General features: G+C 39.5%; 13 protein-coding genes. 12 read left to right on the top strand and 1 reads right to left on the bottom strand.

The genetic code is table 11. The features are described from left to right. Nucleotides 1-66 precede the first annotated feature (66 nt). Nucleotides 67-1,920, top strand: a complete 1,854-nt coding sequence (locus AC07YT_RS05850) for a tetratricopeptide repeat-containing sensor histidine kinase (RefSeq protein ID WP_086545707.1) — start codon at nt 67-69, stop codon at nt 1,918-1,920. Between the two features lie 139 nt (nt 1,921-2,059). Here the strand turns inward: AC07YT_RS05850 and AC07YT_RS05845 are convergent, their stop codons facing one another. Beyond that, nucleotides 2,060-2,242: a hypothetical protein gene (locus AC07YT_RS05845; protein WP_086545708.1), complete on the bottom strand. Its 183-nt coding sequence runs from the start codon at nt 2,240-2,242 to the stop codon at nt 2,060-2,062. 215 nt (nt 2,243-2,457) lie between these two features. Between AC07YT_RS05845 and AC07YT_RS05840 the strand changes: the two genes are divergently transcribed. The 11 genes from AC07YT_RS05840 to AC07YT_RS05790 all read left to right on the top strand — a co-directional run bounded on the left by AC07YT_RS05840 (nt 2,458) and on the right by AC07YT_RS05790 (nt 25,667). Further along, nucleotides 2,458-4,113: an arylsulfatase gene (locus tag AC07YT_RS05840; protein ID WP_086545709.1), complete on the top strand. Its 1,656-nt coding sequence runs from the start codon at nt 2,458-2,460 to the stop codon at nt 4,111-4,113. Between the two features lie 166 nt (nt 4,114-4,279). Next, nucleotides 4,280-8,275, top strand: coding sequence for a two-component regulator propeller domain-containing protein (locus tag AC07YT_RS05835; protein WP_494945214.1), 3,996 nt, complete (start codon nt 4,280-4,282; stop codon nt 8,273-8,275). 140 nt (nt 8,276-8,415) lie between these two features. Then, nucleotides 8,416-9,741, top strand: a complete 1,326-nt coding sequence (locus AC07YT_RS05830; protein WP_086545711.1) for a BNR repeat-containing protein — start codon at nt 8,416-8,418, stop codon at nt 9,739-9,741. Nucleotides 9,742-9,756: 15 nt separating this feature from the next. Then, nucleotides 9,757-11,928: a glycoside hydrolase family 43 protein gene (locus tag AC07YT_RS05825; RefSeq protein ID WP_494945213.1), complete on the top strand. Its 2,172-nt coding sequence runs from the start codon at nt 9,757-9,759 to the stop codon at nt 11,926-11,928. Continuing rightward, on the top strand, nt 11,928-13,061 hold the full coding sequence (locus AC07YT_RS05820) for a glycoside hydrolase family 88/105 protein (protein ID WP_086545712.1): 1,134 nt from the start codon (nt 11,928-11,930) through the stop codon (nt 13,059-13,061). Before AC07YT_RS05825 ends, AC07YT_RS05820 begins: the two co-directional genes overlap by 1 nt. Before the next feature lie 12 nt (nt 13,062-13,073). Continuing rightward, nucleotides 13,074-14,321 carry a DUF2264 domain-containing protein gene (locus AC07YT_RS05815; protein WP_086545713.1) on the top strand — a complete coding sequence of 416 codons (1,248 nt, stop codon included), beginning with the start codon at nt 13,074-13,076 and terminating at the stop codon, nt 14,319-14,321. 85 nt (nt 14,322-14,406) lie between these two features. Beyond that, nucleotides 14,407-15,528 (top strand): glycoside hydrolase family 43 protein, encoded by a 1,122-nt coding sequence (locus AC07YT_RS05810; protein ID WP_494945212.1) that lies wholly within the window; start codon nt 14,407-14,409, stop codon nt 15,526-15,528. A 107-nt stretch (nt 15,529-15,635) separates the two neighbouring features. Further along, nucleotides 15,636-17,471 (top strand): glycoside hydrolase family 35 protein, encoded by a 1,836-nt coding sequence (locus tag AC07YT_RS05805; RefSeq protein WP_086549283.1) that lies wholly within the window; start codon nt 15,636-15,638, stop codon nt 17,469-17,471. Nucleotides 17,472-17,752: 281 nt separating this feature from the next. Further along, a complete protein-coding gene (locus AC07YT_RS05800) occupies nt 17,753-20,839 on the top strand; it encodes a SusC/RagA family TonB-linked outer membrane protein (protein WP_086545715.1) in 3,087 nt (1,028 codons plus the stop codon). 4 nt (nt 20,840-20,843) lie between these two features. Continuing rightward, nucleotides 20,844-22,547: a RagB/SusD family nutrient uptake outer membrane protein gene (locus AC07YT_RS05795; RefSeq protein WP_494945211.1), complete on the top strand. Its 1,704-nt coding sequence runs from the start codon at nt 20,844-20,846 to the stop codon at nt 22,545-22,547. A gap of 30 nt (nt 22,548-22,577) precedes the next feature. Beyond that, a complete protein-coding gene (locus AC07YT_RS05790) occupies nt 22,578-25,667 on the top strand; it encodes a SusC/RagA family TonB-linked outer membrane protein (RefSeq protein ID WP_086545717.1) in 3,090 nt (1,029 codons plus the stop codon). The last annotated feature ends 8 nt before the right edge of the window (nt 25,668-25,675 follow it).

Here is a 25,675-nt window from a genome sequence, read left to right as displayed (position 1 = left end):
AGGTTAAACATTTGAAAATATGCTTATACTTACCTCAAGTAAATTGATCATATTTAATTAGCGTTTATGATAAGAAAGGGTTTTCTGTTTATCTGTTTGCTGCTTTTTTTGCGTTTAGCTGGCTTTGCCCAGTTATCCGAAACAACGCGAATAAAGATATCGATGAAAACCATTGGCGATAGTCTTAAATATGTTGATGCATTGAACAGACTTGGAATGTTGATGTATGAGAAAAATGTAGATAGCACTTTTTATTATACCCGCCGGGCCCGTGAAATTGCAATCAGGCTCGATTATGCTAAAGGCAAAGCAGATGCGCTGAATAATCTAGGCGTCTTTTTTGACATTAAGGGCGACCTGCAACTTGCCCTACGTTATTACAACGAAGCCCATACCGTGTACAGCAAGATCAAAGATTCTATCAATGTTGTACAAACAACCATGAATATTGCCATGGTTTACAAAGAATTTGATAAAGATCAGCGAGCAGTACAATGGTTTAATGTAGCTGTTAAAAAAGGTAAGGAGCTGAGACAGGATTCCATCATGTCGCTCGTTATTTACAACTATCTTTTAATTTATCCGAACAAGTTTAAAGCTGTGGATAAAGCAAAATGCATTAACAAAGCGAAGGGCATTGCTTTAAAATATAACGACAAAAGAACCTTACTGGCCATTGATCAGCTTATTGCCGATGAGTTCATTGCAAACGGAGAATTTCAGCGGGGAATATCGTTCCTTCAAAAGGCGTTGGATAGCGCAATTAATCAAAAGCTCTATTACGTATCAATGGACATGCTTTTAGACCTGGGCGATCAGTTAATGGCAAAGGATGAAACATTAGCCGTTAACCAATATAAAAGAGGGCTTGCCATTGCTGATAAAAATGGCTTTCTAATTTACAGTAAGATACTGGCCAGAAAATTATTCGATTTTTATACCCTTAAAGGCGATAATAGCACTGCAGCCATATATAGCCACAAGTTGATTTTATTGCAAGAGGAGCAGGATAAAATCAATAACATATCCAGTGTAGATTATCTTGATTATGCACTTAAAGAACAACAGATAGATGCTTTAGTAGAGCGATCTAAATATCAAAATACCTTATTGGTTATAACGGCTATTGCCTGTTTACTTGCCCTAGCAGTGATCATTGTGATCAGAAAAAATTTAAAACGCATACATAAGCTAAATGAGCAGATGGCCAATCAGAACAACCAGATGCGCGAAACACTTAATGCACTGGAGCAAAGTCAGGCCGATAATACCAATATGTTAAAAATTGTAGCCCACGATCTGCGCAGCCCAATTGCGGGTATATATTCCATTACCTCATTAATGATTGAAGAGAGAGGGCGTTCGGATGGAGACCAGAAAATGCTCAGGGTAATTCAAAGTTCAAGTAAAGATTCGCTCGAACTGGTGAACGATTTACTGCAAACGCAGTTCAAAACAGAAATGCTAAGCAAGCAACCAATTGATTTAGCCGAAATGTTGCGGTATTGTGTTTCACTGTTGCAAAGTAATATCGAAGCAAAAGGACAACATCTTATATTGCATGTTAAACCGGTAATACTCTTAGCCAGTAGGGAAAAACTTTGGAGGGTTATCAGCAACCTGATTACCAATGCAATTAAATTTAGTCCTAATGAGGCTACAATTGAGGTGAGAATGGAAGAAGGTGCCGGTTACTTAAGAATAGGGGTAGCAGATGAAGGGATTGGCATCCCTGTTGAAATAGAAGATAAAATTTTCGACATGTTTACAGAAGCCAGACGTCCTGGAACGGCCGGAGAACAACCTTTCGGGCTTGGTTTAGCGATATCCAGGCAAATTGTTAAAGCCCATGGAGGCAAAATCTGGTTTGAACGCAAACCCGTTAGCGGCACAATCTTTTTTATCGAGTTGCCTGTTTGATTCGTTAAAATTCCCGCCTCTTAATCTTTTTAAAATCCATGTATCATTCTCAAAAACAGCAGATTAAGAATATTTGAAATTTATGTATATTAAATCTATCTATTTTGTATAGATTTGAAAAGGCTTTTTTTGCAAGTTATTACCTTAAGGCTAGTATAAGTTTGCCCGATTTGATTCTGAAATAGTAGGTTAAAAAAGTTTTGCCTTTTAAAACTTCAATACTTTTAATGGCACCAGAACTACCTAGTGCATCGGAAATAACATCGCCAACCTTTAATTGTTCCAATCTTTGGATTGGAGTCATCGCATCAATACGTGTCATAGAGAGCAAAAATAGGCTTAGATAGCATTTTTGAATAGGATTTTTGTCTCAAATTCAAAAATCAAGTTATTGTGTAAAGGGAAATAATACGGATTTATTCTTACCTGGAATATCTACAGGTAGTTAAATCTATTTCGACTATTAAGCTGGTTATTTAAACCTAAATAGTTCGATTTTATATCGTCAATTAATAAAGTTTTACTGTAAACCTGATCATGAATAATCTTTTTTCAATCTTTAGTTGTCTCGCTCTTCTAATTTTCTTTAGTGGTACCAAACCAAAAGTATCTCCTCCGGTAAAAGCACCAAATATTTTATTGATAATGGCCGATGATATGGGCTTTGCCGATATAGGTTGTTATGGCAGTGAGGTCGCTACACCAAATTTGGATAAACTTGCTGCGGGCGGTCTCCGTTTCAGGCAATTTTACAACAGCGCCAGGTGTTGCCCAACCAGGGCGTCATTATTAACGGGGCTATATCCACATCAGGCAGGTATCGGGCACATGTCTAACGATCCGGAAGACAGTACAAGTTTCAATTATAACTTGCCTGGTTACCAGGGCAGTTTAAACAATAAATGTGTAACCATCGGCGAAGTGTTAAAAACAAAAGGCTACCAAACTTTAATGAGCGGTAAATGGCATGTAGGCTACCATGGCGAACAAAGATGGCCTTTGCAGCGTGGTTTCGATAAATATTACGGTTTACTGGCAGGTGCAACAAATTATTTTAATCCATCTGGTGGCCGCGGATTAATGCTCATGAACCATAAAATAGCACCAGAAGGCGAAAATTTTTACCTTACAGATGCACTTACCGATTATGCAATAAAGTTTTTAGATGAAAACAAAAAGGAAAGTAAAGCCCCTTTCTTTATGTACCTGGCTTATACCAGTCCACATTGGCCATTAAATGCATTAGCTGCCGATGTTCAGAAATACAGAGGTAAATATAAAAATGGCTGGAAGGCCCTGCGGCGCGAAAGGTATGAGCGCATGAAAAAGCTGGGTGTAATAACCGGTAATTCGCTACTGAGTGAGGATGATGGCGCAGACTGGGATAAACTTTCGCCTGAAAAGCAAGATGAAATGGATCATCGTATGGCATTATATGCGGCACAGATCGATCGTATGGACCAGAACATTGGCCGTGTAATTAAAACGCTTGAGGCCGCAGGTGAGTTAGATAATACCTTAATCTTTTTCCTTTCTGATAATGGTGCATGTGCCGAAGGTGGTGAACTTGGCGGTGGTTTACCTCAAAATTTGGGTACTAAATTAGGCTATATGCTCAGTTATGGTCAATCCTGGGCCAATGCTTCTAACACACCATTTAAAAAATACAAACACTGGGTAAATGAAGGTGGTATTAGTACGCCGCTGATTGTACACTGGCCAAAAGCAATACCTAAAAGTTCATTAGGGCATTTTACCGATCAGTATGGTTTTCTACCCGATATTATGGCAACGATTGTTGATGTGGCCCAGGCAAAATATCCTAGCCAGTATAAAGGAAATCCAATTATTCCGCTTCAGGGAAAAAGCCTGTTGCCATTAATACAAGGCAAAGAATTGCCGGTGCATCAGCAACCAATTTTCTGGGAGCACGAAGGTAATGCCGCTGTTAGATCAGGAAACTTCAAACTGGTAAGCGAATACAGCGCCGGTCAGCCGGTTAAATGGGAACTTTACGATTTAAGCAAGGATAGATCCGAATTAAATGATCTGGCTACAAAAATGCCAGCCAAAGTTGCAGAATTAACTCAAGCATACCAGAATTGGGCTGCATTTGCAGGTGTTGTTCCCTATGATGAGGTGGTTAAAATACAGGCGAAAAAGAAAAAAGTAGCCCGGATATTACCTCAATAGTGCTGTGTTTCAGCACAGAAAGAATCTTATTGTTTAGCGAACCAGGAGCGCTAGCTTATTTTTTAGGAAAATATGTATATTCGTTTCATACCAGGTATGCCACGGTAAGTTTATTTCTATGCTCCTTATTCAAAAAAAAACTGCTTGCTTCATATTTTTTTTATGGATGGGTACAGGCATTTGTTTTGCCCAGTCTACAGCTATTCCCCTTAAATATTTGGGTGTAGAAAGTGGCCTGTCTAATAATGTGGTAAACTCTTTATACCTGGATCATTTTGGGTTTATGTGGATGGGTACCTATGACGGATTAAACCGTTACGATGGTTATCATTTTAAGGTTTTTAGAAATGGTTGGGGAGATGAACATTCACTGGTCAATAATCACATTACGGTACTGAATGGGGATGCGAAAAACAGGGTTTGGGTAGGTACACAAAAGGGAATTTCCTATTATGATTATGCCGATTCCAGGTTTCATCAACTGATTTATTTAGACAAGGGACGTAAAAATGAGGTAAGTTATGCCATTAATTCCATTGCCATAAGTCAGGCTTTAGCTGTTTATGTAGCTACCGAAGAAAAAGGCCTTTTCATGCTCAAAAAGAACAGCAGCCTGGCAGAACGAATCCCTTTTGGTAAAAATTTCGACTTTACAGTAAAGGCTTTATACATTGATGATGATCAAACCCTCTGGCTTTTTATTAAGGATGTGGGGCTTTGTAAGTATGATAAAGACCAAAATAAAGTTCGTTTAGTAACTGCTGCCCTAAGCTCGGTAACTTGTATTACAAAAGATACTAAGCAAACGCTCTGGCTTGGAACAGAACGCGGACTTTTTCAGTTTGATAAAGTAAAAGCTAGCATCAGCAAGTTTAACCAGCACTTAAACAATGAGAATATTATGGGTTTGTTGTTAGATCGGCAACAAAAACTCTGGATTTCGACAGATGGAGGCGGGGTTGCTGTTTACGATACCAAAAAGCAAAAAACAAGTTACCTGTCTGCAGGAAAAGAAAAAGGTTTGCTCAGCAGTAATTCTGTTGCGCAGGTTTACGAAGACCATGAATCGAGAAAGTGGATTGCAACCCTGCGTGGTGGGGTAAATATCATTGATACCGAAAATGAACAGTTTACCACCATTAAACATGACCCGCTAAAAAGTAATTCTCTAATTAATAATTTTGTGCTCTCTTTTAGCGAAGATGAAAACAAAAACATTTGGATCGGGACTGATGGAGGTGGTTTAAGCGTCTGGAACCGAAAGCTAAATACTTTTGCCAATTATGCAAAAACCAGTGATCCAAATTCTTTAACCAGTAATTTTGTTACCAGTATTTTAAATGATGCAGACCACAATGTCTGGGTGGCCAGTTTTAGCGGCGGGATAGATCGTTTTAATAAAACAACTGGAAAATTTGTCCACTATAACTGTTATAATACCTCTAAAGGTGTTGACGATATTAATATCTGGAAACTTTATCAAGACAAACAACAAAATATCTGGGTGGGTACCACAAAAGGTGGCGCATTGTATCGTTACAATAAAAGCATCGATAAATTTGAACTTTTTGATACTAAACTAAAGGATATTCACAGTTTATTTCAGGATTCGAAAGGCAGGCTTTGGGCAGGGAACTATACCGAACTGATCGAAATCGATCCGGTAAACAAAAAACATAACTATACGAAGATCAACTTTGCCATTAGGGCCATTCAGGAAGATTTTAATCACCAGATATGGATCGGCACCGAAGGCGGAGGTTTATTGCTTTTTGATCCGGAAACCAAAAAAATAAAGCGGTATATCCAAAGTGATGGATTACCAAGTAATTCGGTGCTCAATATCCTTCAGGATGCACAAGGTAATTTATGGTGCAGTACCTACAATGGCTTATCCAGATTTGATGTTAGGCACCATAGCTTTAAAAATTATTATGCTACTGATGGTTTACAAAGCAATCAGTTTAATTATAACGCAGCATTAAAACTCGCAAACGGTAATTTTTTATTTGGCGGGATTGGGGGCTTTAACTTGTTTTCGCCCGATAGCATTAAGAAAAATAAGCGCATACCTAAAATGGTGCTGACCGATTTTAGGATCAACAATATTCCGCTTGATCAGGACTCAGCTTATAACGATATCTCTGTTATTAATTTGGCACGCATAGAAATTCCGTTTAGTGATGCCGTGATTTCTATCGATTATGCCGCAATAGAATTCTCCTTTCAGGATCAGATTTCTTATGCCTACTACCTGGAAGGCTGGGACAGAGACTGGAATTATGTAAACAAGTTAAGTACGGCCTATTATTCCAGGTTAAATGAAGGCGAATATAAGCTCCATATTAAAAGTACCGATACTGAAGGCGCCTGGAGCAACAATGAAAAAATTGTAGTGATTAGGATTTTACCACCCTGGTACCGTACCTGGTGGGCCTATACCATCTATCTTATTATCGGATCGTCCATATTTTACCTTTTTCAAACTTACCGCAACCGCCAGAGAAGATTGAAACATGAAGTAGAAATTACCAACCTTAAAATGGAGCGTGAAAAGGATCTGAATGAGAAAAAACTGAATTTCTTTACCAATATTTCACATGAACTGAGAACGCCCTTAACCTTAATTGTTAATCCGATTAAAGATATTATCCTTAAAAAAGATCCGGGACCAGAAAAGAACGATTTAAATATAGTTTACCGCAATTCGAGGCGTTTGTTAAGCCTGGTAGATCAGTTATTGCTATTTAGAAAGACGGAAAGTGAAAATGATACCTTGAAAATTGTAAGGATCAACCTGTACAAGTTTACGAACGAAATTTTTCTCTGCTTTAACTATCTGGCAAAACAAAATCACATCGACTATACTTTTGAGTGTGAAGAAGAAGAACTGGATATTTATGCAGATAAAGATAAACTCGAAATTGTTTTTTTTAACCTGCTTTCTAATGCACTTAAGTTTACGCCAAAAGGCGGTTTTGTGAAATTTAGCGTTAAACCACTTGGCATGCGCGTGCAGATTGAGGTGAGCGATAGTGGTCCGGGGATTCCGGCGCATGTGGGCGAAAAGTTGTTCGATAAATTTTATAAGGTAATGTCGAACGAATCGCTGAAGATGGGTTTCGGTATTGGGCTTTACCTGGCCAAAAACTTTGTAGAATTACATAAAGGGAAAATTTCGTTCCGCTCTAACCAGGGGATGGGTACCATATTTTTGATCGATATTCCGGTAGGAGAACCCAATTTGCAGCATAGCGGTGTTTTTCAAAACGAATTAACCTATGTAAATGAGCTCATTGCGCAAGAGGAAGAAGCAGAAAATAACGATACAGAGCATGTGGGTAACCTCCAATTGCTCATCTCAGATCTGCACTCAATTCTAGTGATTGATGATAACCCTGAAATTATTGATTACATCAGGCACATTTTTCAGGAAAACTTCAAAATTTATAAAGCCGAAAACGGTACCGATGGATTAAAGCGTTGTAAAGAATATTTACCTGATATTGTGATCTCTGATGTAAACATGGATGGCCTTAATGGTATCGAACTCTGTAAGGCCATTAAAGACGATTCTGCCCTGAGCCATATTCCGGTAATTCTGCTAACCGGCGACCCGAGTCCTGAGGTAAAACTTAAAGGAATAGAAGTTGGTGCCTACGATTTTATCAGTAAACCTTTCGATAGGGAGCTATTTACAGCTAAAATTAACAGCATTATTAAAAACAGGACCAATCTTCAGTCTTATTTCTACAATGAAATAACCTTAAAGAGTGATGCCCATAAAGTATCACAGGAGGACAAAGGATTTCTTCAAAAATGCATTATGATTATTGAAGAAAATCTGATGGAAGATAGTTTTAACGTAAAAATACTGGCATCTGATCTGGGCATGAGCCATTCTAATCTTTACAAAAGAATTAAAGCCACTTCAGGTCAGTCTGTAAATGGTTTTATCCGGTTTATCCGGTTAAGAAAGGCTGCCGAATTGTTAATCAATACCAATCTGAATATTAACGAAGCCGCTTTTAGGGTAGGCATAAATGATAGTAAATACTTTAGAGAACAGTTTCAAAAACTGTTTAAATTAACGCCATCAGAATTTATAAAGAAACACCGGAAAAGTTTTCATAAATACTATAATATTAATGCCACTACATAAAAGTTACGCTATTTTGGGCTTTTAAAGCTGTTTATCTTAAAACGCCCCCTGCAAAGTATGATTTAGCCCCCTGTGTAAAGCTTAAAAAATTCGGTACTTCGGCTTCACCAAATGTAAAGACTGAGCAGCCTAACCGTATAATGTATCAATTGCTAAATAAAAGTATATATCTAATCTGTACATTCATCGGCATCAGCCTGGTGAGTACGGCACAAGAAACACAACGGAGTACCATTGCCAGTAACGGATGGGCAAACAACTCGGTAAATGCTGTTATTTTTCGTAAAAATTCTTTGGTCAGTTTTAAAGATAGCCAATATGCCGCTTATTATGATCAGGAACAAAATGTGGTATTGGCTAAACGCAAAATTGGCTCAACGCGCTGGACAGTAGTTACCACCCCCTATAAAGGTGATGCGACCGATGCCCATAAATCAATTAGCATTATGATAGATGGCGATGGTTTCCTCCATATGGCCTGGGGTCAGCATAACAACAATTTAAATTATGCAAAATCGGTTTCAGCAGGTTCCCTAACTTTAGGGACCAAGGAAACTATGCTTTCTGCAAAAGAAAATAAAGTTAGCTATCCAGAATTTTATAAGTTGGCGAATGGCGATCTTCTGTTTTTTTACCGTGATGGGGGCTCCGGAAATGGAAACCTGATGATCAACCGTTATAGCCTGAAGACTAAAAATTGGACGCGTGTACAGGATGGGATGATTGATGGCGAAGGACAGCGAAATGCCTATTGGCAGGTGGCAGTAGATCAGGCTGGAACCATTCATTTATCGTGGGTGTGGCGCGAAAGCCCTGATGTAGCCAGTAACCACGATTTATGTTATGCTAAATCTACGGATGGCGGACTAAGCTGGTTAAAATCTACCAATGAAAAATATAGCCTGCCCATTACGGCATCTAATGCCGAATATGCGCTTAAAATTCCGCAAAAAAGTGAGCTGATTAACCAAACGTCGATGTTTGCTGATGCCAAGGGCAACGTATTTATAGCTGGTTATTGGCGCGATGCGAACGAAACTATACCACAATATCACCTGGTTTTTAAAACCGGTAACCATTGGGAAGTCAGCAACCTTAATTTTAGAAAAACGGCTTTTAGTTTAAGTGGAGGGGGTACTAAACAGATTCCGATTTCGAGGCCACAGATTATCGTGTGGCCAAATGGAAAACAATATGCTGCGGGGTTGTTGTTCAGAGATACTGAACGGGGAAACAAAGTTTCCGTTGCTTTGAATGATCAGCTTGGAACAGGAAGCTGGAAGATTAAAGACCTTACTCAAAAAAGCGTTGGTGATTGGGAACCCACTTATGATACCGAACTTTGGAAAAGTAAAGGGATTTTGAGTCTGTTTTTACAGCATGTTACCCAGATAGATGGCGAAGGAAAGGCCAGCCAGGCACCAACAATTGTGCAGGCCCTGGATTGGAAACCGAAAAATAAATAACGAATTAATGTTGAAATGAAATATCCTATTGTAAAATATAAATTTTCCCTGCTTGCTGTTTTGTTTATGGTATCTGTAAATCTGGTACAGGCACAAAGCAAAAAAACGACCGGGGCATCCAAAGAAAACACAGCTTATTTATTTACCTATTTTACCGGAAACGCTAAAGCAGAAGAAGCAATCCGTTTTGCTGTAAGCACCGATGGTTACCACTACAAAGCCTTAAATAATAATAATCCGGTTATTTCTTCTGAAAAGATCAGCAGTACCGGAGGTGTTCGCGATCCACATATTTTGCGTGGTGAGGATGGCAAAACCTTTTATATGGTGGCTACCGATATGGTTTCGGCAAATGGATGGAATGCTAACAGAGCCATGGTATTGTTGAAATCGAATGATTTGATCCATTGGACATCGTCAGTGGTTAATATTCAAAAACGTTTTCCAAATAACGAAAATTTACTCCGCGTTTGGGCACCGCAGACCATTTATGATAAAATTGCCAAAAAATACATGGTTTACTGGTCGATGAAACATGGCGATGATCCTGATAAAATTTATTATGCTTACGCCAATGCTGATTTTACGGACCTGGAAACCGTTCCGAAGCAGCTCTTTTTTAGTCCAACCAATGGCTCTTGTATTGATGGAGATATTATCTACGATAAAGGAAAATACAATCTGTTCTTTAAAACAGAAGGTAATGGTAATGGCATTAAAAAAGCGGTTTCTGATCAGCTAACAACAGGTTATGTGTTGCAGGATAAATATTTGCAGCAAACCAAAGAAGCGGTAGAAGGAGCAGGCGTTTTTAAACTGAACCAGAGTGACGAATATATCCTGATGTACGATGTGTACATGAAAGGCCGCTATCAGTTTACCAAAAGCAAAGATCTGGCAAATTTTAGTGTAGTAGATCAGGATATCACGATGGATTTTCACCCTCGGCACGGCACTATTTTGCCAATAAATCAACAAGAGTTAAACCGGTTGCTCCATCAGTGGTATAGCGTTGGGTCTGTTTTGCTTAGCCCAGAAAATAAGGCCATCAATCAAAATAATATGGTTTTAGATAGTGTAAGCCAAAAAGTTGATCTGCCTGTAAACTATGGGACAGATTTAAAGGCTTTCGATCCGCAGTTTAATACCTTTAATCAAATCAGCATTACACCAAAAGGAAAACTCGATTTTTCTAAAGGTCCTGTGAAAATTAAGCTATACATTGCCGGTCAGCAAGCTAAAACCTACGAGGTAAACGTTTCCGTAGCCAATAATCCTGTTTTAAAAGGTTATTATGCCGATCCTGAAATTTTATATTCCAATAAAACTTCGAAATATTACATCTATCCAACCAGTGATGGTTTTACGAATTGGAGCGGCACCTATTTTAAAAGTTTCTCATCTACCGATCTGGTGAACTGGAAAGATGAAGGCAAAATATTAGACCTTGAAAAAGACGTTTCCTGGGCAAAAAAGAATGCCTGGGCACCAACCATCATCGAAAAAAAGATTAATGGTGTGTACAAGTATTTCTATTATTTTACAGCGGCCCAGAAAATTGGAGTTGCTGTTGCTGATGATCCGGCGGGCCCGTTTAAGGACAGTGGAAAGGCTTTAATTTCTGGTAAACCAAAAGGGATTAAAGGTGGTCAGGAGATTGATCCTGATGTGTTTAACGATCCTCAAACCCATAAAAGTTATCTCTATTGGGGAAATGGTTATATGGCGGTTGCACCATTAAATGACGATATGGTTTCGATTGATACCACTGCGATTAAAATCATTACGCCAAACAACGGTTTTAGAGAAGGTACAGAAGTTTTTTATCGCAATGGAAAGTATTACTTCTTATGGTCGGAAGATGATACCCGGAGCGAAAATTATAGGGTACGTTATGGTTTTTCTGATTCACCTACGGGTAAAATAACCATTCCGGAAAATAACCTGATTCTGGCCAAAGATGTAACACAAGGTATTTACGGCACAGGGCATAACAGCGTGATCAAAGTTAACGGAAAAGACGAATGGTACATGGTTTACCATCGCTTTAGCAGGCCAAAAGGCATTTTGATGGGAAGAGCTGCAGGGTACAATCGAGAGGTTTGCATCGATAAAATGGAATTTAACGAAGATGGAACCATTAAACCTGTAGTACCAACAGTAAACGGCATTAAACCCATACACTAATGAAATTAAGATTATACCAGTTACTTTTTTTATGGTTGTTTTTTAGCAGCATTGTGCTAAATGCACAAACTTCAACCTCAAAAGAAGAAGTGCTCGAAATGCTTAACCGCGCAAATGCCTATTGGCAAAATAACAATAAACCCGAAGTACGTGCTTTTTGGGATCATGCTGCTTACCATACCGGAAATATGGAACTTTACGGAATTACCAGAAATGAAACTTACCGTAAATATTCAGAAGACTGGGCCGTTTATAACCAATGGATGGGTGCAAAATCGACCGATAAATCCAAATGGAAATATAAATACGGCGAAACAGATGAATATGTGCTGTTTGGCGATTGGCAAATCTGCTTTCAAACCTATATCGATCTCTATCACTTAAAACCCGAAGAATATAAAATTGCAAGGGCAAAAGAGGTGATGCAATACGAAATGAGCACACCCAACAGCGATTATTGGTGGTGGGCCGATGGCTTGTACATGGTAATGCCAGTGATGACCAAACTTTATAAGGTAACTGGCGATCAAAAATACCTGGATAAACTGTACGAATATTTTAGGTATGCCAACAGTATTATGTACGATAAAAAGGAAAAACTTTATTATCGCGATGCCAAATACGTTTATCCAAAACATAAAAGTGCCAATGGTAAAAAAGATTTTTGGGCAAGGGGCGATGGTTGGGTATTTGCAGGTTTGGCGAAAGTGTTGAAAGATCTGCCCCTTAACGATCCGCACCGCAATGAATATTTAACCAAGTACCTGAATATGGCCAAAGCAATTGTTAAAAGCCAGCAGGCAGAAGGCTATTGGACCAGAAGCATCCTCGATGCGCAACACGCCCCGGGACCTGAAACCAGTGGCACATCCTTTTTTACTTATGGTTTATTGTGGGGGATTAACAACGGCTATTTAAAAGAAAAAACCTACTTACCTGCAGCACAAAAAGCATGGACATACCTAAGCAGAACCGCATTGCAACCTAACGGTAAACTAGGTTATGTACAGCCGATAGGGGAGAAAGCCATTCCGGGTCAGGTGGTTGATGTAAATTCTACTGCGAATTTTGGTATAGGGGCCTTTTTATTGGCAGGAAGCGAAATGTACCGCTATTTATCGAATAAAAATTAAATTTTAAAACTAATGAAATTAAGAAATATCTGCATTACAGCTTTACTCATCACATTGATTGGCGGAACTGTATTTGCACAAAAGAAAGCCAAAAACACCAAAAGCGCAGTTTTAACCGACAGGCAGTTCTGGTTGCAGCAAATGGATAAGATGGTGAAACCTGTTTTATATAACCTGGCTAAAGATAGCCTGCGGATTGCAATGCCGAAGGTTACCTCTATCCATATTGATAATAAAGAGCACCGCATTAAGGTACAATATGTCGAGGTTTTGGGCAGGGTTTTAAGTGGTATTGCGCCATGGTTACAGTTAGAAGGAGGTTCTGCAGAAGAAGTGGCTTTACGTAAACAATATCGCGAATGGGCGCTTCAAGGGTTAAAAAATGCATTGGATTCAAATGCCAATGATTTTATGAATTTCGATATCGGCGGGCAGCAACTGGTAGATGCTTCTTATGTCGCATTGGCGCTGGTTCGTGCGCCCTGGTTATGGGAAAACCTGGATAAGAAAAACCAGGAGCTGATGATGAAATCGATCATTACCACCAGAAGATTTAAACCTGTTTTTTCTAACTGGTTATTGTTTTCTGCTATGAACGAAGCTTTTCTGGCCAAATTTGGTTACAGCTGGGATCCCATGCGGGTTGATTATGCCTTGCAACAAATGGAGCAATGGTATACTGGGGATGGCATGTACACCGATGGAACATCCTTCGCTTTCGATTATTACAACAGTTATGTTATCCACCCTTATCTGGCTACTTTGGCCAATATCATTGGTGCTAAAACGAACAGTTATAAAGAAATGTTCGATAAAATTAAAAAGCGGAACGAACGATATGCGGTAATCCAGGAGCGATTAATCAATGCCGATGGCACTTATCCTGCAACTGGTCGTTCTATCATTTACCGTGGTGCAGCATTTCATCATTTGGCCGATATGGCCTGGAGAAAGGCATTACCAAAACAGTTAAGTCCGGCACAGGTCCGTTGCGCTTTAACAGCCGTCATCAAAAAAACTTTAGAAAGTCCTGGTACCTATAAAAACGGTTGGTTAACCATTGGTTTATATGGTGATCAACCCAATCTGGGCGATTTTTATAACAACCAGGGTAGTCCTTACATCGCTTCAAATATCTTTTTGCCATTGGGCCTGTCAGAAACGGATCCCTTTTGGGCAAACCCTGCCGAGAAATGGAGTGCGCAAAAAATCTGGAGCGGAGAAAATTTTGAAAATGATCACAGTGCAAGTTTAAAATAACTAATTAATTAAATATCAGATAACTAAATAATTAAGAAGATGTTATGTAAATTCCATCTTTAAAACATTAAAATTATTGATTAACATGATGAATAAGAGAATCAGTTTTGTTTTAGGATTTATCGCCTTTGTTTTGTTGCTAAACGGAAACATTTCAGCACAACAGGCCTATACTTCTTTTACGCCGGGTAAAATTTGGAAAGATAATAAAGGCGTTCATATTAATGCACACGGTGGTGGTATTGTAGAATATAAAGGAACCTATTATTGGTTTGGAGAGCATAAAATTGAAGGCGAAAAAGGAAATACAGCGCAGGTAGGTGTACATTGTTATTCTTCAAAAGATTTATACAATTGGAAAGATGAAGGTATTGCGCTTCCGGTTTCTGAAGACCTGAAAAGTGATATTGCTAAAGGTTGTATTCTGGAGCGTCCAAAAGTGGTATACAACAAAAAAACCAAAAAGTTTGTGATGTGGTTTCACCTGGAGCTTTTGGGTAAAGGTTATGCAGCGGCAAGATCAGGTGTTGCAGTGGCCGATCGCCCAACAGGGCCATATACTTTTATCAAAAGTTACCGCCCAAATCCAGGTAAAATGCCTTTCTATGCTGAAGGAACACCTGAAAAGGATCAGGTAAATTGCGAAAAACCTGCAAATAAGAGCGATGGTTTTTTCTGTAGGGATTTAGCTGGTGGCCAGATGGCCAGGGATATGACTGTTTTTGTAGATGATGACGGAAAAGCTTATCACATATTTTCTTCAGAAGAGAATTTTACGCTTCATTTAGCAGAATTAACCCCCGATTATTTAGGCCACACTGGCAAATTTATCAGGATTTATGTGGGTCAACAAACAGAAGCACCAGCCTTATTTAAGAAAAACGGAGTTTATTACATGGTTGGTTCGGGTTGTACAGGCTGGGCACCAAATCCGGCACGATGGTTTAAATCAAATTCCATCTGGGGTCCCTGGACCTATATGGGGAACCCTTGTCAGGGCGAGGGTGCTAAATTAACCTACGGCGGTCAGAGTACACATGTGCTTCCTGCCCCGGGTAAAAAAGGAGACTTTATTTTTATGGCCGATAAATGGGAACCCAAAAATGCCATCGATGGCCGTTATTTATGGTTGCCGATCAAATTTGAAGGCGATAAAATTTCGATAAACTGGGCAGACGAATGGAATCTGAGCGTGTTTAAAAAGTAGAGAAAAAACAAATTTTATATAAAACCCAGATGATGGATTGCGGAGAAATACGCAAATTAGGAACCCTTTTGCCTAAAAAATCCAGGTCATCAAAAAAACAGTTCAAAATGAAAGTAAAATTATTATGGTTGGTGGCGATGTGTTTCTCCTTAACCGCTTTTGGCCAGCAAGCCAAACACACGTTTAAATTGGGAGAATCGGATTTTTTGCTGGATGATAAACCTTTCCAGATAATTTCTGGCGAGTTACATTATCCCCGTGTACCAAAAGAGGCCTGGCGGGCCCGGATGAAAATGGCCAAAGCCATGGGGCTAAATACCATTGGTACCTACGTGTTCTGGAATTTGCATGAGCCACAAAAAGGAAAATTCGATTTTTCCGGCAATAACAACATCGCCGAATTTGTGAAAATTGCCCAGCAGGAGGGACTTTGGGTGATTTTAAGGCCAAGTCCTTACGTTTGTGCCGAATGGGAGTTTGGCGGTTACCCATATTGGTTACAGAATGAAAAAGGCCTTGTGGTAAGAAGTACCGAAAAACAATACCTGGATGAGTATAAAAAATATATTCTCGAAGTAGGAAAGCAGTTAGCATCATTACAGATTAACCATGGCGGTAACATCATTATGGTGCAGGTAGAGAACGAATACGGTTCTTATGCTGCTGATAAAAATTATTTAGATATCAACAGAAAAATGTTTATCGAGGCAGGCTTCGATGGATTGCTTTATACCTGCGATCCGGCTGCTGATGTAAAAGATGGTCATTTAGCTGGTTTATTACCCGCAGTAAACGGGATCGATGATCCGGCAAAAATCAGACAGCTGGTAAATGAAAACCATGATGGCAAAGGTCCGTATTTTATAGCGGAGTGGTACCCGGCATGGTTCGATTGGTGGGGAACAGCGCACCACACCGTTCCTGCTGTGCAATACACCAAAAGGTTAGATTCTGTTTTAGCAGCAGGCATTTCGATCAACATGTACATGTTCCATGGCGGTACAACCCGTGGTTTTATGAACGGTGCTAACTACAAGGATATTTCGCCATATGAACCACAAACCAGTAGTTATGATTACGATGCGCCTTTAAATGAGGCTGGGAACGTAACTGAGAAATTCAGGGCTTTTAGAAGTGTAATCGAAAAACATCTTCCGGCAGGGCAAAGTTTGCCGCCAATCCCAGCAGCTAAACCAAGTATCGCTATTGCGCCTTTTAAACTGACCAGTAAAGTTACTTTGTTTAATGCACTGCCAAAAGCTGTGAAAAATATCACGCCTTTAACTTTTGAAGACCTTAAGCAGGACTATGGTTACGTGTTATACCGCACCACCATTCAGGGCGGGAAAAAAGGCCAATTGCAGCTTAAACAATTACGCGATTATGCGCTGATTTTTATCAACCAGAAAAGGGCAGGTATTTTAGATCGCAGGTTAAACCAAAACACCCTGTCGTTAGATCTTCCGGCAGGAGAGGTACAGCTCGATATTTTTGTTGAAAATATGGGACGGGTAAACTTTGGAAAGTATTTATTAGAGAATAAAAAAGGAATTACCGAACAGGTAACTTTTAATGGTGCCGAAGTTAAAAACTGGTCGATGTATGGCTTTCCTTTTAACAACGATCGCATGACCATTACTAGTCCATCAAAATCAAACGGAAATGGACCAACATTACAGAAAGGATCCTTCCAGATTGCGACTGTTGCTGATACTTATTTAGATATGACCGATTGGGGAAAGGGAGTCGTATGGGTTAACGGACACAACTTAGGAAAGTACTGGGCAATTGGTCCGCAACAAACGCTATATGTTCCTCAGGAATGGTTAAAAAAAGGCAAGAATGATATTACAGTTTTGGAACTGCTTAAACCCGATCAAAATATTTTAAAAGCAATTGATCAACCAATTCTAAATACACTTAAAAAATTAAACGTAGATTAAACGTTTAAAAATCTTAAAAATTGGTGTTAAAGGCCTAAATTTGGCAAAAAGTAACAATTTAACCCCTATTAATTACCGTATTACCCCTCAATTGAGGGGTTTTTTTATGGTTACTTTGTTACAACCAAATAATAAAACCAATAAGATATGAGCAAAAACAAACGACATTTTTTTAAAGCACATCACGACTACTGAAAAACATCTAACTAATTTTTTTCTTTAAATAACCATTAAACAAACCCGCTCACCTGAGCAGAATTTTTTAACCAACCATCCCTAGTATGCAAAAAAAATTACTCCTGAAATTTTCAGTTGTGTTTTTATTGCTGTTTAAAATTATCCCGGTACAGGCTTCCAATGAGGCTAAACTTGTCCTGGGTTTTAAGCAGCATATTGATACACTGCAAAAGGCCCCATCGCTCTACCTTGTTGATGAAAATCAGCTCCCGCTTGTAGGTGCCAAGCTTGTTAATACAAAGAATAAAACCAGTGCTGTTACCGATATCAACGGTATTGCTCAATTAAGCTATGGCACTGGTGATCTGATTGAAGTTTATGCTTCAAATGCATTGGTATTAAAACTTGAGATTAGGAAAGGCCAAAATGTGATTGTGGTGAGCAGTAAAAACCCCGGAGTTGCTGCACTAAAGCCAGTGAGAACACTTTATGATCAAACGGTTAAGCAATCGTTATCTACCATGGCAACTGATGCTGTTTATACCACAGATTTAACCAAAACGCCGGTAACTTCGATAAAATCGGCCATTACAGGTCGTTTAGCAGGTTTATATACCAATCAAAATTCGGGTAGATTAGGTTCCGAAGGCCGAACTGATGGAACTGCTTCACTACTTTCGCTCGGTTCTTTAGGTTCTGATGCCGTTACAATGTCGCTAAGAGGACAAAACCCGGTAGTTATTGTCGACGGTATACCAAGACCGCTTACCATTTTTAATATGGAAGAGATCGAGTCGATTACCGTATTGAAAGACGCCGTTTCAACGGCAATGTTAGGTGTAAAAGGTGCAAGTGGTGCAATTTTAATCACCACCAGAAGGGGCGCTAAAGCAAAACAGCTCATTTCATTTACTGCACAAACTGCATTTCAAAAATCACTTAAACTTCCACAAGGCTTAAATTCATTTCAATACGCCACTTTATACAATGAGGCCAGGGTAAATGATGGTTTAACTCCGGTTTATACTGCTGCCGATTTACAGGCTTACCAAACAGGCAGTGATCCCCAAGGTCACCCCGATGTAGACTGGAAAGATTTGGTAACTAAACCCACTTCACGTTTTAATCATTATACCTTAAATGTATCGGGTGGTAACGATTTTGGGAAATACTTTGTCGCTGTTGAGCATGTGGATCAAAACGGACTTTTTAAAAATTCAGACCTCAACACCTATGATACAGACAATACCTACAAAAGTTATGTAATCCGTTCTAATGTCGATCTGCAGATCAATAAGAAACTATCGGCAGGTATTAATTTAATGGGACGTTTAATTAACGGAAATGAGTCTGGTTATACCGCAAACTCAGCCGGTTTTGGTTCACAATCGATTTTGAATTCCATTAATGCAACTCCTGCGAACGCATATCCGGTTTATAATCCAAATGGAAGTTTCGCCACAACATCTTCTTATCAGAACAATATTTATGCTCAAGCCATTGCTTCTGGTTATGTTGGTACTTATAAAAGGGATGTATCAGCAGATTTATTCTTAAAAAGAACATTCGATGAAATTACAAAAGGTCTTTGGTTAAAAGCTAAAGCATCAATTTTTGCAACATTATCTGAAAATACTTACAGACAGAAATCGTTTGCCAGTTTTTTCTATAATCCAACTACCAAAGCTTATACGCAATATGGTACCATTGGTACACAAAATAACTATACAGGCATTAATTACCAGGGCCATTCAGATTACGAGGAGCTAACTCTTGGTTACGACCGTAATTTTAACAAACATGGCGTAAGTGCAGTTTTATTGGCCAACCACGATAACTCATTTACTGGATCCGATCTTCCTTATACCGTACAGGGGATTTCGGGAAAGGCATCGTATAATTTCGATGAGAAATATGTTGCCGATGTAGCTTTTGGATACAATGGTTCTAATTATTATCCGCCATCTGGCGATTATAAGTATGGATTTTTTCCGGCTATGGCTTTAGCCTGGAACATCAATAAAGAAAACTTTTTAAAAGATACCAAATGGCTGAGCAGCTTAAAACTATATGGTTCTTACGGCAAAACGGGGAACGATAATCCTGGTTACTTTGTGTACATCCAAAGGTATTTTGATGGTACAGCTACTTATTTTGGCGCTACTCCAGGTTCCAATACCAGTATTTATGAACAGCCTTTAGCTAATCCGAATATTACATGGGAAAAAGCAAACAAGTTTAATATAGGTTTACAGGGAGCGATTTTAGATAACAAGCTCAGTTTTACGGCTGAATATTATCGTGATAAATATTATGACCTGTTGATGCAAAGAGGTAAAAACTCTGCACTTATCGGGCAGAACTACCCTTTAGAAAATATTGGACAGAGCAGATATACCGGATGGGATTTTAAATTGAATTTCCAGCAAACGGTGAATGAATTTAGCTATTACATTGCAGCTACCGGTGGGTTACAACAATCGAAAGTGCTTTACCAGAATGAGGTGAATCAACCTTTCCCTTGGATGGCCAGAACAGGGCAAGCCGTTGGTCAGCGTTTTGGGTACATCGCCGATGGTTTATTCCAAAATACTGCTGAAGTAAATGGCAGCGCTAAATTGGAAGGTTATACCGCGCAGCCTGGAGATATTAAATACCGCGACCTGAATGGTGATGGGATTATCAACCAGCTCGATCAAACCGCAATCGGGAATGCAAAACCATTGTTCTATTATGGTTTAAACTTAGGTTTCCAGTTTAAAGGATTCGATTTTAGTGCATTGATACAAGGTGCGATGAACCGCACCATTTACCTGAGCGGAAATACAGAGTGGGCTTTTCAAAATAATGGCTTCGGGCAGGCCTGGGAACAAAATCTCGACCGCTGGACACCTCAAACGGCAGGTACCGCTACAATGCCCAGATTATCGATTGGTACAAATATCAATAACGAAGCTACTTCTACTTTCTGGCAGCACTCGGGCAATTATGCACGCTTAAAAAATGTTGAGGTAGGTTATACCATTCCAAACCATTGGGCCAGGAAGATAGGTCTGCAGAGCATCAGGGTATTTGGCAATGGCACCAACTTAGTAACACTTGCCGCTTATGATCGTGTAGATCCGGAGGTTTACAATGGAAGCTATCCAATTCAGCGATCGATCAACATGGGTATCAACATTAAACTTTAATCACATGAAAAATTTTAAACAATATATCATACTGGCGTTATTTGGCTTTCAGGTGGCTATGGCCATTACCTCATGTAAAAAGGTAGAAACCGAGCCGCGCGATTGGATCCAGGCAGATTTAGTTTGGGATGATCAGGATAAAAACGGAACTGTGGCAGGTTTCTTTTTAAACAGTGTATACAACTATATACCGAGTGGTTTTAACCGGATAGATGGCGATTTTTTAGATGCAGCCTCTGGAGATGCCATTCCGTCAAGAAACAATACCCAGGTAGAATATTTTACAAATGGCAGGATAAGTACGCTCAACAATCCTGATCCTTATTGGGGAAATAGTTATTATGGCATTAGGGCAGCCAATATTTTTCTGGCCAATATTAATGTGGTGCCGATTGCTGCGCTGACCAAACAATATTGGAGGGCAGAGGCCAGGTACATTAGGGCATTATTATATTTTGAGTTGTTGAAAAGATACGGTGGCGTTCCTTTAATCGGAAATAAGGTTTTCACGCTTGAAGATAACCTCGAATTGCCAAGAAACAGTTTCGCCGATTGCATAAATTATATCATTAGTGAATGTGATGCAGTTAAAGACAGCTTAAGATTAGAAACAGGTGCAAATTATACCACTTCCGATTGGGGCAGGATTCCGAAAGGAGCAGCAATAGCCTTAAAATGCAGGGCTTATTTGTATGCGGCAAGTCCATTGTACAATGGTGGCGGTGTAGAATCAAACGGAACATTAAAAGTCTTGACAGGTTATCCAACAGCTGACGCTAGCCGTTGGCAAAAAGTAATTGATGCTGCAGTAGAACTCAATGCTTTAAATTATTACCAGTTACAGCCGGTATTCAACAATGTGTTTTTAACCAATAAAAATACTGAAGTTATCCTGAGCAAACAGGCTGCGGTAAATACGGGTATCGAAACCACCAATGCTCCGTCCGGTTATGGAGCACCTGCATTAAGTAATGGTAGAACAAGTCCAACGGCAGATTTGGTGAATGCGTTTACCATGAGGAATGGCTTGCCCATTACCGATGCGGCATCAGGTTACAATCCGGCGGCGCCTTACACCAACAGAGACCTCCGGTTAGATTATACCATTTTTTATAATGGCGTAAACTGGTTAAACCGGGGGGTACAAACCTACGAGGGTGGTTTGGATAAGCCAGGTGGAACAACCGTACAAACCCGAACAGGTTACTACCTGCGTAAGTTTATGGGGAATTTTGCTACCAATAGTACCTATACCAACCAATCACACAACTTTATCATTTTCAGATATGCCGAAATTATACTGAATTATGCTGAAGCATTAAATGAGGTGGGTAGAACAGAAGATGCCGTTAAGCAGATTATCCTTTTACGGACCAGGGCAGGAATAACAGCAGGCGCAAACACGCGTTACGGTATTCCAGTAGGAATTTCACAGGAGAGTATGAGAACACTGATTATGAATGAAAGAAGGGTAGAGCTGGCTTTTGAAGAGCACCGTTTCTGGGATATCCGCAGGTGGAAAATTGCACCGGCCGTTCTTAGTGGGGCATTGAATGGAACCAAAATCACCAAAAATGCCAATAACACTTTTACGTACGAGAATATTCCGGTGGTGACTTCCATTTTTACCAATAAACTCTACCACATGCCGGTACCGTATGCAGAAACAACCAAAAACAGTCAACTGCTTCAAAACGAAGGTTGGTAAATCAGTACAAATCCAATATAAGATCATAACATGAAATATATATATCAATATTTACTGGTGTTGCTTGTGCTTTTAACCTCCAATTTGGTTATGGCACAAAACCAGGTCGTATCGGGAACCGTTAGCGATGCTACAGGGCCCATATCAGGCGCTTCTGTGAAAGAGAAGGGCTTGGCAACCAATGGGGTGGTTACCGATGCAAAAGGAAATTATACCCTTAGGTTAAAGGGAACCAGCGGTACCATAGTGGTTTCATTTGTTGGCGCTACACCAAAAGAAGTCGTGGTTGGCAACAGAAAAACCGTTAATGTGCAGTTAGAAGATGATGTACAAGGCTTAGAGCAGGTGGTGGTTATCGGCTATGGTAAACAGAAAAAAATAACCTTAACCGGATCCATGAGCACCATAACAGGAGCTGATATCCGTCAAAATCCATCTGCCAGTTTACAAAACACCCTGGTGGGCAGGTTACCGGGCTTCTTTTCTCAGCAACGTTCTGGTGCACCGGGATCAGATGGTGCAACATTTTTTATCAGGGGTATCAGTTCGTACAATGGTGGTTCTACCACACCTTTAATCATTGTAGATGATATTGAATACAGTCCGGAGCAGTTTGCAGCCATTGATGCCAACGAGGTAGAAAACATCAGTATCCTTAAAGATGCTGCAACTACGGCAATTTATGGTATCAAAGGTGCAAACGGGGTAGTAGTGGTAACCACACGCAGAGGAAAACTGGGTACACCACAGATTACTTTTAGAAGCGAATACAGTGTAATGCAGCCTACAGTTATGCCTAAGTTTTTAGATGCTTACGAATCGGCAAAATTATATAACCAGGCCAGGGCAAATGATGGTTTGGCACCAAGATTTACCGAAAACGATCTGCAGAAATATCAGGACGGATCTGATCCCTACGGTCATCCGAACAACGATTGGAAAAAGATTTTGTTCAAGGATTTCAGCAGTCAGCTAAAAGGCAATTTCGATATCTCCGGCGGTACAGAAAAAGTAAAATACTTTGTTTCTGCAGGCTTTTTATACCAGGATGGTATGTTGCGGAATTATGGGGAAGAACAAGGTGTAAATTCTAACTTTTACTATAACCGGTACAATTACCGTTCAAATCTGGATATTAAGGCAACCAATACCATGGATATCCGAATTGATTTATATGGTAATTTGGGCGTAACCAATACCAATAACATCGGTAGTGCTTTTGGTTATAACGATATCTTTTACGATTACGTAAGTTTCGCTTCGCTGGCGCCATTTAACTACCCGGTTTATAATCCTGACGGAACTTTTGGTTATAGCAAGTGGCAAAGAGATGAGAATCCAAACTACAATCAGAATAACATTGTAGGAAGGATTACACATTACGGTTATAACCGCAAATATGGTAATAACATGAATTTAGTAGCCAATGTGAACCAGAAATTAGATTTTATTACCAAAGGACTTTCGATAAAAGGCGTGCTTTCTTATGCCAGTACATACGATTATACCAGAAGTATGACGAGAGATCAGTTTCCATCTTTTATCTACAATTCAGACAACAATACTTACGAGCCCAGAGATCCGAATATTTACCGGGTAAGAAGGTATTTTATCGGCTATAATGCGGGCAGTACCATCAGAAACTTAACCACACAAGCCATATTAAATTACGATAGAAGTTTTAACAGCCACCATGTTTACGGAACGGCATTAACCAATATCAATACCGTCATTAAATACAATGATAACGCGGTTTATAATTTTGTGCCTAACAACTTTAAAGGTTATACCGGCCGTGTAGGTTATGATTATGCCGATAAATATTTATTTCAGTTTAATGCAGCCTATAATGGTTCAGATCGCTTTGTGAGCAAGAAAAAGTATGGGTTTTTTCCTGCGGCATCTGCCGGATGGGTCGTATCGAACGAGAAATTCTGGAAGGATAATGTAAAGTTTATCGATTTTTTAAAGTTTAGGGGTTCTTATGGTATTGTAGGTAACGACCGCATTGGTGATGGCTTTAACTACTACTATCAGCAAAATTACAGCAATGGGGGCAATGCATCCTTCGGTTATTCAGATAATACACAAACCGGACTTTCAGAGGGTACATTGGGTAATGATGATGTAAGCTGGGAAAAAGAAAAGAAAGCAGATGTGGCGATGGAATTTGGCCTCTTCGGAAGCAAGATCACAGGTTCAATCGATTTGTTCCATAATGTAAGGAGCGATATTTTAACTTCAAGAGGAACAGTTTCATCAATTTTTGGTGTAGGCTTACCGCCGGTAAATTTGGGTAAAGTACAAAACCAGGGTGGTGAGATCGAGATCAGCTACAGGGATAAAATCGGAAATGTCGATTTCTCTGTGAGGGCAAACTACTCATTGGCCAAAAATAAAATCCTCTATCGTGATGAACCTTTGCCAGCTTATCCTTACCAGGCATTTACAGGAACCAGTATCGGTCAGATTTTAACTTATCAGTGGATTGGTTTCTATACTTCTGCTGCCGATATTGCTTCGAGTCCCGTACCTCAAACTGCACCAAGAATTGGCGATTTAAAATATGCCGATTTAAATGGTGATGGTAAAATTGATGGTTACGATATGTCTATAAACGGAAATCCGAATTTGCCCAATACAAATTATGGTTTGGAGCTTCGGACCAATTATAAAAACTTCGGTTTAAGTTTATTGTTCCAGGCCGCAACCAACTTTAATGTTCGCGGGGTAGCAGAAGCCATTCAGGCATTTGCCTCTAATTTAACTTCGATCCACCAAAATTCATGGACTCCAGCACTTGGCGATGCAGCACAATATCCATTACTTTCTTTAAGCCCTGGTTTAAGCAGTCCTTCAGCTTATCCATCTACATTTTGGTTGGTATCAGGAAATTACCTCCGTTTGAAAAATGCGGAGTTCAGTTATAATTTCCCTCAAAAGCTGACTGAAAGATTAAAAGTACAGAATATCCGTACCTACATCAACGGATATAACCTCCTCACCTGGTCGAGTTTGGATAAACGTTATCAATTCGATCCGGAATCGAATTCAGGGCAGGACAGGATTAAATATCCACCGCAAAAAATGATCAATTTAGGTTTAAGTGTTACGTTTTGATAATTGAT

The sequence above is a fragment of the Pedobacter sp. GW460-11-11-14-TSB4 genome (assembly GCF_059423705.1).
The sequence above is the reverse complement of the archived record's forward strand: the minus strand, read 5'-3'. Positions and strand labels throughout refer to the sequence as shown.

Coding starts and splice junctions, on each gene's coding strand:
- AC07YT_RS05850 (WP_086545707.1), top strand. CDS start 67: ATGATAAGAAAGGGTTTTCTGTTTATCTGTTTGCTGCTTTTTTTGCGT.
- AC07YT_RS05845 (WP_086545708.1), bottom strand. CDS start 2,242: ATGACACGTATTGATGCGATGACTCCAATCCAAAGATTGGAACAATTA.
- AC07YT_RS05840 (WP_086545709.1), top strand. CDS start 2,458: ATGAATAATCTTTTTTCAATCTTTAGTTGTCTCGCTCTTCTAATTTTC.
- AC07YT_RS05835 (WP_494945214.1), top strand. CDS start 4,280: ATGGGTACAGGCATTTGTTTTGCCCAGTCTACAGCTATTCCCCTTAAA.
- AC07YT_RS05830 (WP_086545711.1), top strand. CDS start 8,416: ATGTATCAATTGCTAAATAAAAGTATATATCTAATCTGTACATTCATC.
- AC07YT_RS05825 (WP_494945213.1), top strand. CDS start 9,757: ATGAAATATCCTATTGTAAAATATAAATTTTCCCTGCTTGCTGTTTTG.
- AC07YT_RS05820 (WP_086545712.1), top strand. CDS start 11,928: ATGAAATTAAGATTATACCAGTTACTTTTTTTATGGTTGTTTTTTAGC.
- AC07YT_RS05815 (WP_086545713.1), top strand. CDS start 13,074: ATGAAATTAAGAAATATCTGCATTACAGCTTTACTCATCACATTGATT.
- AC07YT_RS05810 (WP_494945212.1), top strand. CDS start 14,407: ATGATGAATAAGAGAATCAGTTTTGTTTTAGGATTTATCGCCTTTGTT.
- AC07YT_RS05805 (WP_086549283.1), top strand. CDS start 15,636: ATGAAAGTAAAATTATTATGGTTGGTGGCGATGTGTTTCTCCTTAACC.
- AC07YT_RS05800 (WP_086545715.1), top strand. CDS start 17,753: ATGCAAAAAAAATTACTCCTGAAATTTTCAGTTGTGTTTTTATTGCTG.
- AC07YT_RS05795 (WP_494945211.1), top strand. CDS start 20,844: ATGAAAAATTTTAAACAATATATCATACTGGCGTTATTTGGCTTTCAG.
- AC07YT_RS05790 (WP_086545717.1), top strand. CDS start 22,578: ATGAAATATATATATCAATATTTACTGGTGTTGCTTGTGCTTTTAACC.